This window comes from Agrobacterium sp. LEGMi-208b (genome assembly GCF_059511785.1).
Genome location: NZ_CM183446.1, coordinates 1,218,101 through 1,236,127, shown reverse-complemented (window position 1 = coordinate 1,236,127; position 18,027 = coordinate 1,218,101). Strand labels below are relative to the sequence as shown.

Below are 18,027 nucleotides of genomic sequence, written 5' to 3'. Positions count from 1 at the left end.
GTCAGAAGGTCTCCATCTGCACGCGGGTCGCCTCGACCTTTTTCAGCCGTTCGCGGTCGGTTGCTTCGAGGTGGCGGCTTTCGGCATCCAGAAATTCGAGGATCGGGCCGGGCCGGTGCTCGGCGGCGATGGCCGCGTCGATGACGGCCATCGCCATCGCATGTTCGAGATCGCGGCCGGTGACGGCGCCGTAACCTTCAACATCGCGCTCCGGCACGCGGATATGCGCTTCCGCCACCAGAACCTCGCCGAGATGGAAGGCGGTGTTGCGCACCGTATCCATGAAGGGCAGCATGGCGAGCCCGGTGCGGTTGGTGACGACGCAGACGGCGCCGAGATCGGTCAATAGGGTCTCGGCGCAGGCCTTGATGGTTTCGGGGCGGCTTGCCGCCAGAATGTCGAGCGCCTGCCCATGGGTATAGGCTGCGATGACCGGCCCGCCGGTCGCAACGTCAGTCATTGGTCTTCCTCTCTGCGGGTATTCCCGTTGCCCGGCCTCCGGGCGCTTCATCGTTATCGATGACGAACTGCATTCTCTCGCCGGCCCAGACCACTTCGGAATAGGCGATCGGCCGGCCTTGCATGTCGACGTCGACCTTCTGGGTGACGAGGACCGGCTGTTCCGGGGATTGCGCCAGAAGCCGGGCTTCCTCGGCGATCGGCAGGCGGGCGAAAATGGTGGTGGCCTGTCGCACATAGTCCGGGATGCCGAATTCCCGATAGATTTCGGTGATCGACGAGCCGGCACGGCGGCGCCCCGGCATGTCCGGAAAGCGCTCGACCGGATAATAGCTTCGGCCAACCGTTATCGGCACGTCGTCGGCAAAGCTGCGCCGCAGGATCATATAGACCTTCGAACCTTCCGGAATGCGCAGCGCCGCAGCGACGACCGGCGGGACGGCAATCTCCATCTCATCGATGGGCTGGCCGGAAGGGACCCGCCCCTGTTCCTTCAGGTTGCGGCTGAACCGCGTGCGCCTGGCAATCGCATAACGGATGACCGACTGTTCCTCCACAAATGTGCCGCGGCCCTGTTCGACCCGCACCTTGCCGGCAGCCGCAAGTTCGGAGATCGCGCGCCGCACGGTGTGCCGGCCAACGCCGAAGCGCCGCATGATTTCCAGTTCGGTCGGGAGTTGACTGCGCGGAGCCAGAGCCCCGGACGCGATATCCCGGCTGATCTGCCTTTCGATGGATTGCCATTGGCCCGATTTCGGGCGTTCGGTCTGCACCATGGCCAGCCTATATGTTCGGACGACTTCAAATTCATTCGGATGACTATGTTTATAGCTGGCCTCAATGACAGTCGTATGTCCGAATGGGCATTTGCCGGGATTTCTAACGGCGGGCGCTTGCCGCAGTTCAACCGCTCGTGCGGCGCAACCAGTCGGCTGTCTGGCGGCTGGCCCGGGTTGCAGCGGAAGCTGCGGTCTCACCATCGAGCAGGGCATGGAGGAAAGCGCCGCTGAAGCGGTCGCCGGCGCCGATCGTGCTTTTGACATGGACGGTTGGCGCCGGAGCGACTTCAACGACGTTACGTCCGTCGAACAGGGTGACCGGGCGGGGGCCGTCGGTCAGGACCAGCATTTTCAACCGCGGACCCGCAATCGCCCGGGCGCGCCGCCAGGCGATCTCGATCCCGTCGTCCGCATCGTGGCGCGACGAGATGACGTAGTCGGCGGGGCGAGGTGTGGCCGGGCGTAGCGGCAGTTGCGAGATGACGAGTGGGATCGTACCGAGCTCAGCGACGAGGCCAGCATCGAGATTGAGCGCGTTGAGATAGGCCGCATCGCCGCTGAATGGAGCGCTGGCCGCAAACAACGGACTGCTGCGATCCCCGCAATAGAGGATCGTCCGCTCGCCGTTCGGTTCGAGCAGGATTTCCAGCGGCCTGGTTTCGCCGGGATGCAGCGCCACCTGCCCGGTGTCGAAACCCATTTCACGCAGCGTTTCGAGGGCACGCAGACCCTGTTCGTCCCGCATCAGCCGGTTAACGAGGACGACTTTGGCGCCGAGGTCAAGAAGCTGGCAGCCGGTGAAAAAGCCACCGCCGCCAAGATGGATTTCGCGTGAGGAAAACCGCAGCCGCCCGCCCGCAACCAGCGGATCGTCGAGCTGCCAGATGCGGTCGTGGTTGACCGAGCCGATGACGATCACCTGATACATGCTTGCCTTATCTTTCGTCGATGCCGCGAATTTTCCGCTCCTGAAAGGAACGATAGACGCCCCATTTTACGGGGGCATGACGGATATTTGAGCAAGTATAGCTATTGAAAGCGGATGGGCGAAATCTTCGAAAGCACGGTATCTCCTGTTGTGCCACGGGTCACGCCGACGCGCTGGCCTGAGAGATCGTCCCGGCTCTTCAACTCAAGGCTCCTCGGCGCGGCAACGAATTGCAAGGCACTGGCGTAGGGTACGGAGAAGTCGATGACCTTCTCCCTTTCCGGCGTAATCGAAAAGGTCGATATCACCACATCGGCGCGATTGCTGACGAGGAAAGGAACGCGATTTGGTCCGGTGACTTCGACGATCTCCAAGGAAACGCCGAGGTCCTTTGCGAGAAGAACGGCGGCTTCATAATCCGAGCCGGTCGGCTCCGAATCAGGTGAGAAAGAGCTGGCAACCTCATGCCGCCAAGTTAGTTGCACCTGTTATCGACGGAATCCGTAGCCCGCCGGTCGGGGATACTGCTCTGACTACCTCTTCGTGAGCATGTCAGCGCCGCGGCGATCGACGCCCGCCGCATAGCCGCCTTCAGCGGCAAGCCGCAGTCCAATCCCGAGGCAAGCACGCCGACGAAACAATCGCCGGCTGCCGTTGTGTCCTGTACGTCGACGGAAATTGCCGCGATACGAACATGTTCTCCAAACGCGCAGGCTTCCGCGCCTTCACCGCCGAGTGTGCGCAGAACGCCGGTGCCGAGACGCAGAGACAAGGCCTCTGCCGATGCATCGCAACCAAGCCAACCCGCCAAAGCCTCGGCTTCGTCTTCATTGACGACAATCAAATCGCACAAAGACAGAACCTCTTCCGACAAAGGAAATGCCGGTGCGAGGTTGAGGATCGAGGTGGCTTTGGAGGCACGCGTGCGGCGGATGAGTTTTTCCACTTCGGCGACATCGTTTTCCATTTGCATGAGCACGATATTGGCCCGCTGCAACAGATCCTCTTCCACGCAATTCGAAGAAACCGCGAGGTTGGCGCCAGCCGCCACCACAATCATATTCCGACCCTTGGCGTCGATATGGATCGAGGCATTGCCGGTCGGTGCGCCAAGAGAGGCGACGCGGCTGATATCCGTTGCCGTCTTCAGGTTCTGCAAGCCGATTTCGGCCAGACCATCCTGCCCGACCGCACCCACCATCACCACTTCGGCACCGTCCCGGGCCGCTGCAAGCGCCTGGTTGGCGCCTTTGCCGCCGGCTTCCGTGCGGAAACGTTTGGCAAGCAGCGTCTGGCCCGGTTGCGGCATGTCCTCGACCTCATAAACGAAGTCGACATTGATTGAGCCGAAGGTGATGATCATGACGCGGTTTCCTTACGCGATCTGAACGAAGTGACCTTCGCCCGCTTCTTCGTATGTCCGCTTCGGAGGCACGTAATCTGCAGGGCGGAAGGGACTCTTGATCTCGTCATTGGAGATGCGGCGCGTCTGTCGGCGCGACGGATCGGCGATCGGGACCGCCGCCATCAGCCGCTTGGTATATTCGTGTTGCGGGTTTTCGAAGACGGCCTGACGCGGGCCTATCTCGACGATCTCTCCGAGATACATCACGGCGACGCGGTGGCTGATGCGCTCGACAACCGCCATGTCGTGGCTGATGAAGAGGTAACCGAGACCGTATTTTTCCTGCAGGTCCAGCATCAGATTGATGACCTGTGCCTTGACCGAGACATCGAGCGCGGACACCGACTCGTCGGCAATCAGGAGCTTCGGCTCCAGCGCGAGGGCGCGGGCGATACAGACGCGCTGACGCTGGCCGCCGGAAAATTCGTGCGGGAAGCGGTCCGCCATCGAAGCGGAAAGGCCGACACGTTCCAGAAGGTCACCGACGCGCTGACGCGCTTGCGAAGCTGGCGCCAGACCATGGGTGACGATCGGCTCGGCGATCGCCTGGCCGACGCGGATGCGTGGATTGAGGCTTTCGAACGGGTCCTGGAAGATCATCTGCGCTTCGCGGCGGATATCGGCGAGGTCGCTCTTGCCGGCCGTGAGTACATTCTTGCCGCCAATCTGCACTTCACCGGATACCGCATCGGTAAGCCGAATGATCGAGCGACCGGTGGTAGATTTACCGCAACCGGATTCGCCGACCAACGACAGGGTTTCCCCCTGACGTAGTTCCAGCGATACGCCTTCGACCGCGTGGATGCAGCCGATGGTTTTGCGCAGGAAACCCTTCCTGATCGGAAAGCGCGTAATCAGGTTGTCGACCTTGAGGATCGGTGGGTGGTTGCGCTTGACCGTATCCTCGGTCGGCTTGACCGGCTGGATTTCCCCGGTTGCCATGTCCACCTGCGGAAACCGCAACGGACGATCCTTGCCGGTCATCGAGCCAAGCTGTGGTACTGCCGACAACAGCGCGCGGGTATAGGGATGTTTGGCGCCGGCAAAGAGATCATGCGTCGTGCCGGTCTCAACCTGTTCGCCACGATACATCACCACCGTACGGTCGGATATTTCCGCAACAACGCCCATGTCATGGGTGATGAAGAGAACGGACATGCCTTCCTCTTCCTGCAGTGTCTTGATGAGTTCGAGGATCTGCGCCTGGATGGTCACATCGAGCGCCGTCGTCGGTTCGTCGGCGATCAGCAGCTTGGGGTCACAGGCAAGTGCAATCGCGATAACGACACGCTGGCGCATGCCGCCCGAAAAATTCATCGGGTATTCGTTAAGGCGCGACTTTGCCGAGGGAATGTGGACCTTTTCCAGAAGCCGCACGGCTTCTGCCTGAGCTTCGATTTCCGTCATACCGCGGTGCTGGCGCAGGACCTCGGTGATCTGCGCACCGATCTTCAGCACCGGGTTGAGCGAAGTCATCGGCTCCTGAAAGATCATGCCAATGCGATTGCCGCGGATTTTCTGCATGTCTTCAAGCGGGATCGACAGAAGGTCCTTGCCCTCGAACTCGATCTTTCCGGCCACGCGCGAATTGCCCGGCGACAGAAGCCGCATGATCGACATCGCCGTGACGCTCTTGCCCGAACCGGATTCACCGACAACGGCAACGGTTTCTTTTGGCGCGATATCGAAGCTGACATCATGCACGACATTGCGCCACTCGCCACCGACGCGGAAGGCCGTGTTGAGATTGGAAATCGAAAGAATTGGATTGGTCATGATCTTAGCCCTCACGACGCGGATTGAGGATGTCGCGCAGGGAATCGCCGATCAGGTTGATCGCGACGATGAGCAACAGAAGGGCGATGCCCGGGAATAGGCTGATCCAGTAGTCACCGGAAAGCAGGTATTCGAAGCCGTTCGAGATCAGCAGACCAAGGGACGGTTCCGTCACCGGCAGACCGATGCCGAGGAAGGAAAGCGTTGCTTCCAGCATGATGGCATAAGCGACACGCATGGTGGCGACGACAATCAGCGGCGGCAGGCAGTTCGGCAGGATGTGCCGGAACAGGATGTTACGGTCCGGCAGCGCCATCGAGCGGGCGGCATCGACATAAGCGCGTTTGCGCTCGACCAGCGCCGAACCGCGGATCGTGCGGGCATAATAGGCCCATTGCGTCACCACCAGCGCCAGAATGATCTTGTCGACGCCCTGGCCGAGAATGGCGAGGAAAATCAGCGCAATCAGGATTGCGGGGAAGCTCAGCTGGATATCGACGATACGCATCAGCACCGAGTCCAGCCGGCCGCCGACATAAGCGCTGGTGAGGCCGATCGATGCGCCGATGACGAGCGCGATCGCCGCACTGGAGAGGCCGACGAGGATACTGGTGCGCAGGCCATAGAGAATGGCGCTGAACAGGTCGCGGCCCTGCGTGTCGGTGCCGATCAGATAGGTCATGCCCGACATGCTTTCCGAACCCGGTGGCAGGCGACCGTCGAGAATGTCGAGCTGAGCCAGATCATACGGATTTTGCGGCGCGATGACCGGTGCGAAGATGGCAGCCACGATAAAGATCGTCACCAGTATGATGCCGACGAGCGCGAGCTTGTCGTGCAGCAGCGCATGGACGACTTCCCGTGCGGGTGAACGCGAGGTGGATTTCGCGCCGCTGTTTGCTGCGGCATGAACCGAAACGGTCGAGCTGTTGTTGTCGGTCATTACGAATTCCCCTCAAGGCGAACGCGGGGGTCGACGATGGAGTACAGAATGTCGACCAGAAGATTGATGATGCTGAACATCACTACGGTGATCATCAGGTAGGCGAGGATGACGGGACGGTCGAGAACGCCGATGGCGTCGATGATCAGCTTGCCCATGCCTGGCCAGGCAAAGATCGTTTCCGTGACGACAGCGAAAGCGATCAGCGAGCCAAGTTCCAGACCGATGACGGTGATCAACGGGATCAGCGTGTTCTTCAGCACATGCACGGTGACGATACGGCGCTCCGGCAAACCCTTGGCGCGGGCGAAACGAACGAAATCGAGCTGCATGGTTTCCATCACGCCGGCGCGGGTAAGACGGATGACCAGCGAAATCTTGAACAGCGCCAGATTGAAGGCCGGCAGCAGCAGATGCGTCAAACCATCGAACGTGAACAGGCTGAGCGGCACGCCAAGGACGTTGACAGTCTCACCGCGACCCGATGCGGGCAACCAGCCCAAATAGACGCTGAACAGCATGATCATGACGAGCCCGATCCAGAACGTCGGCAGGCTGAAACCGAGGATCGAGAAGGTCATGATCGACTTGGAAACAAAGCCCTTCGGCTTGAGGCCAGCATAAACGCCGAGCGGAATGCCGATAACAAGCGCCATAAAAAGCGCGACGAAGGCAAGTTCCAGCGTTGCCGGCATGCGGTTCAAAATCAGGGTCAGCGCCGGCTGGTTGAACACAAAGGAATTGCCGAGATCGCCGGAAAGCGCACGCGTGAGGAATAGCCAGTATTGTTCCCAAACCGACTTGTCGAGGCCGAAGGACTGGATGACCTGCAGGCGTTCCGCCGGTGTCGCAGTCGGGCTCAGCAGCACGTCAACCGGATTGCCGACGAGATAGAGGCCGACGAAGACCAGAACCGACATGACAAAAAGCGTGAGCACGGTTTGTAGCGACCGGCTTAGAAGATATCCGCTCATGAGTTTGAGCCTCCCAGAGTTTTTCTGCCGGGCGCTGCACCGCCATGGCGGGCGATGCGCTCGATCAGCAATTCGATGAAACCGGCCTCGTCGACATCGGTGACGACGGTGGTATTCGCCGTCCGGTCCATCTTGTTGTAGAAATCGGCGTAGGTGTAACCCATCGTGAGGCCGGTGACCTCGACGCCGACAAAAGCCTCGCGGCTGGTGAACAATTCGGGTCGGATCAGCCAGGCGATCGTCGTCGCATCATGGATCGGTCCGCCCGGCCGGCCAAAGCGTTTTTCATCGCTACGGTCGAAGGTGGAGAAAAGATTATAGAGCGCCGCACCCGCTTCGCCGCCTGCCCGAAAACTTTCGAAATGATCGGCCGTGAACAGCGCCTGAAACGTCATGTCGAGCGGCATCAGCACAACGGGCACGCCGGACTGGAAGACGATTTCCGCCGCGTGCGGGTCGGCATAGATGTTGAACTCTGCCCAGGGTGTACGGTGACCGAGAGCCGTAAATGCGCCGCCCATCGAAACGATCCGGCAGATGCCGCGGGCAACGTCCGGATGCTGGATCAACGCCAGCGCCACATTCGTCATCGGCCCGATAGCGCAGATGGTGACCGGCTCGCCTGCCGCAGCTGCCGCCCGCGCCGTGCGGACGATAAACCGCACCGCATTTTCTTCCGCCGCAACGATATCGCCAGCCTTGACCAGCGTGTCGTCGAAAGCGCCGATGCGGGCATATTTTCCATAGACCTGTTCGCGTACCAGCGGACCGCTGGCACCGGCATAAACCGGCACATCACGCCGTCCGCTCAGGCCGACCAGCTTGCAGGCATTGGTGACCGTATCGCGAAGCGGCACATTGCCGGCGACAATGGACAGCCCCAGAACCTCGATTTCCGGTGAGGCAAGCGCCATCAGAATGGCGGCGGCATCGTCCACGCCCGGATCCGCATCGATGATGACCTTGTGAGGTTTCATGCGACGACCTTTTCGGCATAACGCGACAGGCGCTCGAGGAAGAAGGCGATCACGCCTTCCGCATCGACCTTGGTGACGATATCGGCATTCGGCTCCAGGCCGCTCTTGCCGTACCAGTCGGCAATCGTCTGGCCCATGCAAAGCTCGCTTTCATATTCGACGAAAACGCGTGCCCTCTGGGTTTCGAACAGCTGCGGGGCAAGAATATAGGCCATGACCAAGGGATCATGCAGCGGGCCGCCACGCGAACCATAACGGCGTACATCGTTGCGATCCCAAAACGCCATCAACTCGGCCAATGTTTCGGAGATGCGACCGCTGACACGCGAAAACTCGGCGACATGCTCCGGTTTCAACATGACCTGATGCGTGGCATCCAGCGACAGGGCAACAAGCGGAATGCCGCTCGAAAACACCACATGTGCGGCATGCGGGTCGGCCAGAACGTTGAATTCCGAGGTCATGGTGCGGTTGCCCGGTTCACGATAAGCGCCGCCCATCATGACGATGCGTTCGATGCCTTCGGCGATCTGTGGCTTCATGCGCAAGGCAACCGCGACATTGGTCAGCGGTCCCAGGCAGCAGAGCGTGATACGCTCGCCCTGGTTGGCGGCCTTGCCCAGCGCGTCGATCAGGAAATCGACGGCGGACGTCTCTTCCGCCTTCTTCACCGGTTCCGGCAATACGGTGTTGCCGAGGCCGGTCTTGCCATGAAACTGGCCATGGATCGCCTCACGCAGCATCGGCCGGAAGCAGCCGGCATAGACCGGGATGTCGGCACGATTGCCGAGTTCGCAGACCTGCAGCGCATTACGCACCGTGCGCTCCAGCGGCTGGTTGCCACAGACCGGAGTAATGCCCAGAATCCTGAGTTCCGGCGAAACGAATGCGGTCAACAGGGCAATCGTGTCATCGATACCGGGATCACAATCGACGATGATCGAAATCGGCTTCATTCTCAATGCCTTCAATGTGTGGGATCATAAAACTCAGAGCGCGCCGACATCGCGCAGCACACTGGCGATTTCCGCTCGCGCGGCTTCGCCGAGCGGCATTTGCGGATGTATCGGCGCACCGACGGCAAAACCCTGCAGATCGAGCGCCGTCTTGATGCAGGCGGCGATCGAATACTTTGCGAAAATCTCGTTGACCTTCCACATCGGCCGCTGAAGGTCCATCGCACGCGTCCAGTCACCGGCCTTGGCCACCTCATAAAGCGCAATGCTCTGCCTGGGCACGATGCAGGCCGGACCGGCCATCCAGCCCACACCGCCAATCATCATCACGCAGACCGGGATGTGCGCGGAGGCTGCAAATACTTCCATCCGGCCGCGGGTCCGCTCGATGATGGACAACAGACGCCCCGTATTGGTCGAGGCATCCTTGATGTAGCGGATATTATCGATCCGGCTCAGTCGCTCGATAACCGGCAATGAAAGATCGGAACGCTGGAACTGCGGATTGGTATAGAGCACCACCGGACGGCCCTTGGCCGCCCCGGCGATCGCAGTGAAATAGGCTTCCACACCCTCGTCGCTGACCGGAAAGTACGCTTCGAGGATCGCCAGAATGCCATCCGCACCGGCCGCGACCATATATTCCGTCTGGGCAACGGCGTCGGCAGTAGAAGTCGACGCCACGCCGGCGATAACGGGAACCCGGCCGCGATTGGCCGAGATCACGGTATCGACAACGCGGCGTCTTTGCTCCTGGGAGAGATAGGCAAATTCACCCGTGCTGCCGAGGGGCGTCAGACCATGCACGCCCGCGTCGACCAGGTGGTCCACCAGATCCGTCAGCACACCTTGCATCACCTCGCCGCGGCTATCGACCGGGGAAACGAGATAGGGAAATACACCGCTGAAAGACATGGTGGACCGCTCCTTTTCTTCGATCAGTTCGGCTTCACGTAGTAGGGAAGCGTGTAACCGTCGGAACGACCTGCATAGTTGATATCGCTCTTCACCGCCCAGGTGTTGGCGAGATAGAAAACCGGAATGACACCGAGATCCGTCATCGCGATTTCTGTGGCCTTCTTCAGAAGCTCCTCGCGCTTGGCGTCGTCGAGCGTCGAGCGGGCTTCGTTCAGGGCCTTGTCGAATTCCGGGTTGGAATAACGACCGCGATTGCCCTGACCGGCCTTTTCGCCGTACGTCTCGAGGATCGGTCCAAGAACGCCCGAAGCCTCACCGGTTTCGACGGCGGCACCGCCCATGATGAACGAAAACTCGAGGTTCGAGGCACGGGTAAAATAGACGCTGCCCGGCAGGGTGGCGACTTCGGTCTTCACGCCGACGCGGCTGAAGAACTGGCCGATGGCCTGCGCAACCTTGCTATCGTTCGGATAACGGTCATTCGATGCATGGAAGGTCAGCTGGAAACCGTCGGGATAGCCGGCCTTCGCCAACAGTTCCTTGGCCTTGGTCGGGTCATAGGCATCGACCTTGATGGCGGGATCATAACCAAAATAACCTTCCGGCACGACCTGGCCGGCCGGCACGCCCTGCCCGTCCATGATGCGGTCGACCAGCGCTTCGCGGTTGATCGACAGGGACAGAGCGCGTCGCACTTCCGGTTTCAGGAGCGGGTTCTTGCCATCCGGACCCTTGGCGAAAGGCGATTCTTCACGGGCTTGGTCCATGTGCAGATACATGATGCGGTTGCCGGCAATATTGACGACTTTCAGCTTGTCGGATGCCTCAAGCCGGCGGGTATCGGCCGTCGGAATGCTTTCGATCATGTCTACATCGCCCGAAAGCATGGCGGCAACGCGCGCGCTCGGGTTCTTGAAAACCCGGAAGGTCACCTTGTCCCACGCAGCTTTTTCGCCCCAATAGGCATCATTGCGTGCAACAACGACATTATCGTCCGGCGACCAGGAAACGAATTTGAACGGGCCGGTGCCGATAACACCCTTGCCGGTGTTCATTTCGCCCGTCGTAACCTTTTCCATTTCGGCCGGAAGCATCGCGATACGACTGAGATTGTTGAGCAGAAGCGGCGTCGGGCCGGCAGTCTTGATACGGACCGTCAGCGGATCGACGGCTTCGACCTCGGTGATGGCCTTCACGTAAGCGGCGAACGAGCTTGGGCTGTTGGTCGATGCCAAAGGGATGCGCTTGATGCTGGCGACCACGTCCTCAGCGGTGAAATCGCTGCCGTCGTGAAATTTCACGCCTTCGCGCAGCTTGAATTCCCAAGTCTTGTCATCGACGATTTTCCAGGAAACAGCGAGCGCCGGCTGAATCTGCTGCTTGTCGTCCTGATTGACGAGGCCATCGAAAATGTTGCGCGCCATCGCACTGTTCGGGCCGACGACATAAAATTGTGGATCCATGGACGTCGTGGAGGCGGACAGACCAACGGTCAGATCCCGGGCCTCGCTCGCGAACGGCATGGCGAAAACAGACGCTGCCATTGCGGCTGCGAAAATGGAAAATTTCATGGCGGGGACTCCTCCGGGTTGTCCGACCCGCGCTCCCTGCGGGTAAAAGACGAATTAACGTTTTACCTGGCAAAAGAAAAATTGCATTTTGTACTTAAGCCATGCCGTAATGTTATGGAAGGAAACCAGATGAGACTGAAACCAAGGCAGGTCGAAGCGTTTCGAGCCGTGATGATGACCGGTGGTATTACTGCCGCGGCCGAAGCCCTGAACGTCACCCAGCCGGCCGTTAGTCGCCTTATCCGCGATCTCGAAGAGATCGTTCAAATGCGACTGTTTGAGCGTGTGGGCGCCAGATTGGTGCCAACCGCCGAAGCAACACAGTTTTATCGGGAGGTCGAGCGGCTTTATCTCGGCCTCGACCAGATTGCTCAGGCCGCCGATGACATACGCGCGCATAAGAACACCGTTCTGCGCATTGGCAGCGTGACATCGCTGGTTCGCCCCTATCTGCACCGGGCGATTGTCGAAACCATTGGCGACCGGCTGGATATTCCGCTGGTGATCGACGTCGAAAACAGCCGGCATATATGGGATATGGTCGACCAGAACCGCTACGATCTCGGGCTGGTTTTCGGTTCTCCCAGAATGGCGGACAAGAATGCCACGCCTCTACACAGTTCCTATGCCGTCGCCGCAATGACGGCAGATCATCGTCTGGCATCCCGCCGGGTCGTCACGCCAAATGACCTTCTCAATGAACGAGTGCTCATTCCCGGCCGCAATTCTCCGCTCAGGCTAGCGCTTGACCGCGCCTTCTCAGTCGAAGACCACCAGCCGATAAGCACGATGGAAACGTCCATGCTGAACTGCTGCCACTTTGCATCGGCGGGCATGGGTGTTGGCATCGTGGATCATACCAGCCTGCGCTCTGCCGGTGCCGAAGTGGTGGCGATACCATTCGAACCAAAGATCGAGGTGTCCTACTACGCGATACGGCCAATTGGTGCGCAGAGAATTGCTGTTCTTGATGAGTTGATTGAGCGCATCCGCCAAATGATGAGAGCCGCGGGAGACCTTGGTTCGTATTTAACACTACGGGAGTCTTGAGCGGAATCAAACAACCGCTCACCTGGACAATGACTTTGGTGGAATTCATTAGACTGCCAGTAATCTATCTCCGCAATGACAGCGAGTACCCGGCGACACGGGGGAGCCTCAAAGTGAATTGTGGGCTTGTCCAGTCGACCTGACACGATCTGCATGGCGTCTTCATGCTTGCGGTAAGCACCAACCATTTCAATATATCGATTTCCGGCCGTCAGCATTGAATGCCAGTGGAACAGTCCCTCATGACGCAACGGCCTATGTCAACTTCGATAGACATCTGCGCGCTCCCTAAAAGACACTTTTGAATCATGCTTCCACTTATTTGGGAATCCACTTTGTCAACAGGACCTAGAACCGCTTCGCACCTCTCCCGGAAATGTTCTGGATGGGATGTGTGCGGATTATTTAACCGAGCAGGTCGACCTGGGGGCCCCAGGTATCGGACAGGGCAAAACCGGATCTGAACGGATCCTGATTATCCATCCTCAGATATTCGCGACCGTAAACCCATGCACGGCCCGTTATACGGGGGATCACTGCCGGGCGGCCACCGACCGTGGTTTCCGCGATGGCCTCGGCGGTGAACTCGCCCCCGATGATCGAGCGAGATGTGCGCGCATCGCCCAGCTTCACCAATCCACGCGCATGAAGACTTGCAAGATTGGCCGAACTACCGGTGCCGCAGGGAGAGCGATCAACGCGGCCCGGCTTCAAAGTGGTACAGGTTCTGATCGCACCATCGGGCTCGCGGCTTCTGAACATGACATAGGCCAGTTCATTGACGCCATCCAGTTCTGGATGCTGAACCGACACCTGCTCCGAGATGATCCGCTTCAGCTCGATACCGGCTTCCGCCAATTCACGCGAGTTCGACGGCGCGATATCGAGGCCGAGCTGGTCGACATCGACAAGAGCGTAATAGACACCGCCAAATGCGATATCCACGCGGATCCCGCCCCATTTCGGCGTGTGGATTTCCTTGTCCAGCGCTTCGGCGAAACAGGCGACGTTGTCGAGGCTGACCGATACGACACGTCCCTGCTCGCATTTCGCTCTGGCCGTTATCAGCCCTGCAGGCGTATCAAGCTTCACGACGGTTTCGGGTTCGACCATTTTCACGCGACCGCTTTCGACGAGCGCAGTCACAACGCACATGCAATTGCTGCCCGACATGGCATGGGCCCGGTCGGCCTGCAAGACGATGAAACCGGCGTCGGCCTCCGGTCTGATCGGGGCCAGCAGGAGGTTGACGGACATGGCGACGTTTGCGCGGGGTTCGAATGTTACGAAACGCCGCAAACTGTCGTCGACATGGTTGATGTAATTCATTTTTTCCAGAGCGGAGGCGCCGGGAACCTCTGGTGCGCCGCCAACGATCACCTTGCCAATCTCGCCCTGCGAATGGACGAGAAGCAGCTCAAGTTCACTTTCGAATTTCATGACAGACCTCATTGATGATCCTGCTCGTTCCGACCAAAGGCCAGCCTTCGCAAATTCTGAAAATCGACGGCGGATTTCCCGCCGCCGAATTAAACGGCAAGCTTCTGCAGGACGCGCCGCTCTATATAAGTCACCGCCCGCGTCAACGGGAAAGCGATCGCGAAATAGATGATGGCAACGACGGTGAGCACTTCGATGGGACGGGCTGTCGTATTGGAAATGTTCTGGCCGACAAACATCAAATCCGACATACCCACGGCTGAGACGAGCGCGCTTTCCTTGAAAAGGCTGACACAATTCGACAGAAGTGTCGGCGCGGCGCGTAGCACGGCTTGTGGCAGGATCACGTTGATGATCTGGGTCCAACGGGAAAGGCCAAGCGCGATACACGCATCGCGCTGCTCGCGGCCGACGGTCTTCAGGGATGCCCGGAACGTTTCGCTGGTGATCGCGCCCATGTAGAGGCTGAGAGCGATAATACCGGAAACCAGGTTTGAAAGCTCAAAGCCGAGGAATAGCGGCAGGCAGAAAAAAATCCAGAACAGTTGCACCAGAACCGGCGTACCGCGAAAAAACTCCACATAGAGGCTGGTAATGCTCCTCAGGACGACATTCTTCGAGGTGCGCGCCATGCCGACAAAAAAACCAATCGTGCATCCGATCAGAATGCAGATGAGCGTCAGCTTGATGGTCGTCCAGAGGCCGGTGACAAGTGCGTCCTGAAAACGCAATACGACTTCGAAATTGAGTTGCATCGGCCCACCTCAGCTTGTCATCACGTCGCGGCGGCGCTCAAGCCAACCGACGATCTGCGAAATCGGGAATGAAACAGCGAAGTAAATCAGTGCGACGATGGTGAAGGTTTCGATCGGACGATAAGATGCCGTGGCGATCGTCTTGCCCTGATACATGAGATCCTGAACTGCAACGATGGCAACCAGGGCGCTTTGCTGGAATATACCGATCCCGTTTGTCAGCAAGACAGGTACGGAAGCGCGGGCTGCGGTCGGCAGAACGATGTAAAGCACCCGCTGCCATGGGTTTAGACCAAGTGCCACGCCCGCATCGAGCTGTTCTTTTGGAACCGCCTGAATCGATGCGCGATAGGCTTCGGCATTAAAGGCCGTCAAGTTGCACCCAAGAGCAAGGATGCCCATGGTCACAGAACCCAGAAACACGTCGAAAATCATCGGGATACAGTAAAAGAACCAGATGATCTGAACGATGGCCGGCGTACAACGAAAGAATTCGACAAAGATCATTGCCGGAATTCTAACGACTGCAAATCTGCTCATGATGAGCAGCGCAACCACGAAACCGAGTGTCAGACCGATGAGATTGGCCGCTACCGTAAGCTGAAGCGTGACAAGAAGACCATCCCACAAAGATCCCATATTCCGGAAGACGGAGTTGAAATCGAATGTATAGTTCATCGGCCTCTCCTAGCGGATATGGAATACACGATCGATGAATTCCTTAGTCCGCTCCTCCCTGGGCGATCCGAGGACCTGTTCAGGCGGGCCATCCTCAACCACGACGCCGCCGGCGCAAAAGATGACACGCGATGCGATATTCTTGGCGAACCACATGTCATGCGTCACAATCATCATCGGCATCTGCTGGCCGGCAAGTTGCAGGATGACTTGCTCGACTTCTGAAACCAATTCGGGATCGAGGGCAGATGTCACCTCGTCGAACAGCATCAGTTTGGGATCGAGCATCAGGGCGCGCGCAATGGCCACACGCTGCTTTTGACCGCCTGAAAGCTGTGCCGGGTAAGCTTTCGCTTTTGCTGCAAGTCCAAATCGCGTCAGAAGGGCAACAGCCCGTTCCAAAGCCTTTGCCTTGCTTTCGCCGCGCACCTTGCAGGGAGCCAGGATCAGGTTTTCAAGGACATTGAGATGCGGGAAAAGCGTATAATGCTGAAAAACCATGCCGATCGAACGGCGAACCTTCGTATCGATAAACGTTTTATTACTGTCGCCACTGGCTGAGATGTAAGGCTTGCCACCGAAGGTGACAGAGCCGTTATCGATTTTTTCCAATCCCATCATCACGCGCAACAGCGTGCTCTTGCCGCCACCGCTCGGTCCGATGATGACGAGCCGATCTCCGGGCTTCATTTCGATGTCGAGGCCCTGAAGAACCTTAACATGGGGACCATAACTTTTATAAAGGCCATCGACCTTCAAAAGAGGCGTCTCTGACGATGTAGACATAGCAAAACCCTTGCAATTCCGAAAAGCCGGGTGAGCCGGTCGGCGCCGAAGCGCCGACCGGACAACCTTACTTGGCGGCCTTCAGAACTTCATCCGCCGCCGTGCGGAGGAGCTCATCCATATGGCCGGTGTCGAGCCGCTCCTGGACGAAGATGTTGAATGCCTCGATGTCGGAATAGGACATCGAATATGGCAGGCCGAATGCAACGCCCTGCTTGGCCAGCGCCGGCTTGGGCATGACCTGGGCCGCCCAATCCTGGTTCTGCTGAACGAAAAGCAAATTGGTGTCCGACTGATCGACGAGAACGTCAGCGCGCTTGGAGATAATGGCCAGGCGGGTTTCGTCATTGCCGGGAAGACGAAGGATCGTGGCGGTCTTGATAGCGGCGGAAATCGCTTTGTCCTGTGCCGTGCCGGACATAACGGCCAGCGTAACGCCCGCCTTGTCGATATCGGCAACAGATGTGAAACCACCCGAAAGCTTAGGGTTGTTCTTGTTATAGGCCAGCGAGATTTCATAAGGCATGGCCGAAATCGAGAAGTTGATGGCCATCGCGCGCGTCGGCGTGCGGTTCAGGGAGAGGGAAATATCCCATTTTCCAGCCTGAAGACCAGCAACGATATTGTCCCAGGTCGTGTCCACGAACTCAGCCTTCACGCCGAGAACTGCGGCCCATTCGCGGCACATTTCGGAATAGGCGCCGGAATACGCGCCGGATGCCGGATCGCGCATTACAAGCGGAGGAGAAACAGCAGCGCCGCAACGAAGTACACCTGCTGACTGCACCTTCTGCCAATAACCCTGTTGAGTCTGCGCGCTGACGGGAGAAGCGGTCGCGATAGCTGCGACTGCAAGCAACGCATAGGCATACAATCTCTTGATCATCTGTCTTCCCTTTTTTGCATGCGCCTGAGGGCGCGGTTCCACTCAAAAATTTTGACCTTTGGGCCATTATTATTGTCGTCCAAATGTCGACCGAACTTTTATGTCGCTCTAATGTCGACAATGTCAATCGAATTCTGGCAATCGACGCTTAATTCGATTCACATCGCGAGATATCGGCACGACTTCTCTCTGTGCCGTTCGTCTCAAGGCACCGACGTGAGATGGAGAGCCGCGCCGCCTCCCCGCCCCCAAACATCAAAAACACCTGCATATTGAGATTGCCCTGACTGGCAAATTATCCGGTCGGCGCTGCGAGCGGCTTGTTGCCAATGCGCTTGGCTTCAAGCCCCTGACTTGCAAACAGCTGTATCGGAAGGGCCTGTCATCGGGACTTGCCCGCTTGGGAAGGATCACCGAATGGCAGGCATTTTGAGGTGATCGAAGAGCGGACTCGCCAGCAAGCGCTGCGGCACAACCGACACGCCGAACCCCTGAGACACTAACTCTTCAATCGTGTCGGGCAGCCGCAAGTTCACCGGAAAGGCCGGACTGGATGTTGATCTGAAGATCGGGAAAAGTGCCCCGCAGCTGGCTGACCACAAGCGGCAGCATGCGGGTGAGAGTCATCTACACGAACCCGATGGTGATCAAGCCCGCTATATCCTCACCCTTGGCGATGCTGCGGATCCGCTCTTCGAGAGCCAGAATGTCCTGCGCGACTTTGGCAATTGCAAAGCCTTACGCAG

The 18,027-nt window shown here is 58.6% G+C and carries 18 protein-coding genes and 1 pseudogene; 1 reads left to right on the top strand and 18 read right to left on the bottom strand.

What is annotated here, in order from left to right; all coding sequences use genetic code 11:
- Position 1: 1 nt before the first annotated feature.
- From AC5YUO_RS20250 to AC5YUO_RS20195, 12 genes are all read right to left on the bottom strand, one after another.
- Positions 2 to 460, bottom strand: coding sequence for a phosphonate C-P lyase system protein PhnG (locus AC5YUO_RS20250; protein ID WP_496154931.1), 459 nt, complete (start codon positions 458 to 460; stop codon positions 2 to 4).
- Positions 453 to 1,235 (bottom strand): phosphonate metabolism transcriptional regulator PhnF, encoded by a 783-nt coding sequence (phnF, locus tag AC5YUO_RS20245; RefSeq protein ID WP_496154930.1) that lies wholly within the window; start codon positions 1,233 to 1,235, stop codon positions 453 to 455. Before phnF ends, AC5YUO_RS20250 begins: the two co-directional genes overlap by 8 nt.
- 127 nt (positions 1,236 to 1,362) lie before the next feature.
- Positions 1,363 to 2,166, bottom strand: coding sequence for a PfkB family carbohydrate kinase (locus tag AC5YUO_RS20240; protein WP_496154929.1), 804 nt, complete (start codon positions 2,164 to 2,166; stop codon positions 1,363 to 1,365).
- Positions 2,167 to 2,267: 101 nt separating this feature from the next.
- Positions 2,268 to 2,651 (bottom strand): transporter substrate-binding domain-containing protein, encoded by a 384-nt coding sequence (locus AC5YUO_RS20235; RefSeq protein ID WP_496154928.1) that lies wholly within the window; start codon positions 2,649 to 2,651, stop codon positions 2,268 to 2,270.
- The gene (locus AC5YUO_RS20230; RefSeq protein WP_496154927.1) at positions 2,642 to 3,529 is read right to left on the bottom strand and encodes a ribokinase; all 888 of its coding nucleotides are present in this window, start codon (positions 3,527 to 3,529) and stop codon (positions 2,642 to 2,644) included. Before AC5YUO_RS20230 ends, AC5YUO_RS20235 begins: the two co-directional genes overlap by 10 nt.
- A gap of 12 nt (positions 3,530 to 3,541) precedes the next feature.
- Positions 3,542 to 5,347 (bottom strand): ABC transporter ATP-binding protein, encoded by a 1,806-nt coding sequence (locus tag AC5YUO_RS20225; RefSeq protein WP_496154926.1) that lies wholly within the window; start codon positions 5,345 to 5,347, stop codon positions 3,542 to 3,544.
- Between the two features lie 4 nt (positions 5,348 to 5,351).
- Positions 5,352 to 6,290, bottom strand: coding sequence for an ABC transporter permease (locus AC5YUO_RS20220; RefSeq protein WP_035264986.1), 939 nt, complete (start codon positions 6,288 to 6,290; stop codon positions 5,352 to 5,354).
- Positions 6,290 to 7,264, bottom strand: a complete 975-nt coding sequence (locus AC5YUO_RS20215) for an ABC transporter permease (protein ID WP_496154925.1) — start codon at positions 7,262 to 7,264, stop codon at positions 6,290 to 6,292. Before AC5YUO_RS20215 ends, AC5YUO_RS20220 begins: the two co-directional genes overlap by 1 nt.
- Positions 7,261 to 8,241 carry a nucleoside hydrolase gene (locus tag AC5YUO_RS20210; protein ID WP_496154924.1) on the bottom strand — a complete coding sequence of 327 codons (981 nt, stop codon included), beginning with the start codon at positions 8,239 to 8,241 and terminating at the stop codon, positions 7,261 to 7,263. Before AC5YUO_RS20210 ends, AC5YUO_RS20215 begins: the two co-directional genes overlap by 4 nt.
- On the bottom strand, positions 8,238 to 9,197 hold the full coding sequence (locus tag AC5YUO_RS20205; RefSeq protein ID WP_496154923.1) for a nucleoside hydrolase: 960 nt from the start codon (positions 9,195 to 9,197) through the stop codon (positions 8,238 to 8,240). The genes AC5YUO_RS20210 and AC5YUO_RS20205 overlap by 4 nt, the downstream gene beginning before the upstream one ends.
- A gap of 33 nt (positions 9,198 to 9,230) precedes the next feature.
- On the bottom strand, positions 9,231 to 10,112 hold the full coding sequence (locus AC5YUO_RS20200; protein WP_496154922.1) for a dihydrodipicolinate synthase family protein: 882 nt from the start codon (positions 10,110 to 10,112) through the stop codon (positions 9,231 to 9,233).
- Between the two features lie 23 nt (positions 10,113 to 10,135).
- Positions 10,136 to 11,686: an ABC transporter substrate-binding protein gene (locus tag AC5YUO_RS20195; protein ID WP_496154921.1), complete on the bottom strand. Its 1,551-nt coding sequence runs from the start codon at positions 11,684 to 11,686 to the stop codon at positions 10,136 to 10,138.
- A 129-nt stretch (positions 11,687 to 11,815) separates the two neighbouring features.
- Here AC5YUO_RS20195 and AC5YUO_RS20190 point away from each other — a divergent pair, with 129 nt between their 5' ends.
- Positions 11,816 to 12,736, top strand: coding sequence for a LysR family transcriptional regulator (locus AC5YUO_RS20190; RefSeq protein ID WP_496154920.1), 921 nt, complete (start codon positions 11,816 to 11,818; stop codon positions 12,734 to 12,736).
- 56 nt (positions 12,737 to 12,792) lie between these two features.
- Here AC5YUO_RS20190 and AC5YUO_RS20185 read toward each other — a convergent pair.
- From AC5YUO_RS20185 to AC5YUO_RS20160, 6 genes and pseudogenes are all read right to left on the bottom strand, one after another.
- Positions 12,793 to 13,017: pseudogene (locus AC5YUO_RS20185) on the bottom strand (DUF4172 domain-containing protein); the annotation flags it as partial.
- Between the two features lie 124 nt (positions 13,018 to 13,141).
- Entirely contained in the window at positions 13,142 to 14,176 is a 1,035-nt protein-coding gene (locus tag AC5YUO_RS20180) for a proline racemase family protein (RefSeq protein ID WP_496154919.1), read from the bottom strand.
- Between the two features lie 89 nt (positions 14,177 to 14,265).
- Positions 14,266 to 14,931: an amino acid ABC transporter permease gene (locus tag AC5YUO_RS20175; protein ID WP_400816275.1), complete on the bottom strand. Its 666-nt coding sequence runs from the start codon at positions 14,929 to 14,931 to the stop codon at positions 14,266 to 14,268.
- A 9-nt stretch (positions 14,932 to 14,940) separates the two neighbouring features.
- Positions 14,941 to 15,609 (bottom strand): amino acid ABC transporter permease, encoded by a 669-nt coding sequence (locus AC5YUO_RS20170; RefSeq protein ID WP_496154918.1) that lies wholly within the window; start codon positions 15,607 to 15,609, stop codon positions 14,941 to 14,943.
- 9 nt (positions 15,610 to 15,618) lie between these two features.
- Positions 15,619 to 16,395, bottom strand: coding sequence for an amino acid ABC transporter ATP-binding protein (locus AC5YUO_RS20165; protein ID WP_496154917.1), 777 nt, complete (start codon positions 16,393 to 16,395; stop codon positions 15,619 to 15,621).
- Between the two features lie 67 nt (positions 16,396 to 16,462).
- The gene (locus AC5YUO_RS20160) at positions 16,463 to 17,281 is read right to left on the bottom strand and encodes a substrate-binding periplasmic protein (RefSeq protein ID WP_496154916.1); all 819 of its coding nucleotides are present in this window, start codon (positions 17,279 to 17,281) and stop codon (positions 16,463 to 16,465) included.
- Positions 17,282 to 18,027 lie beyond the last annotated feature (746 nt).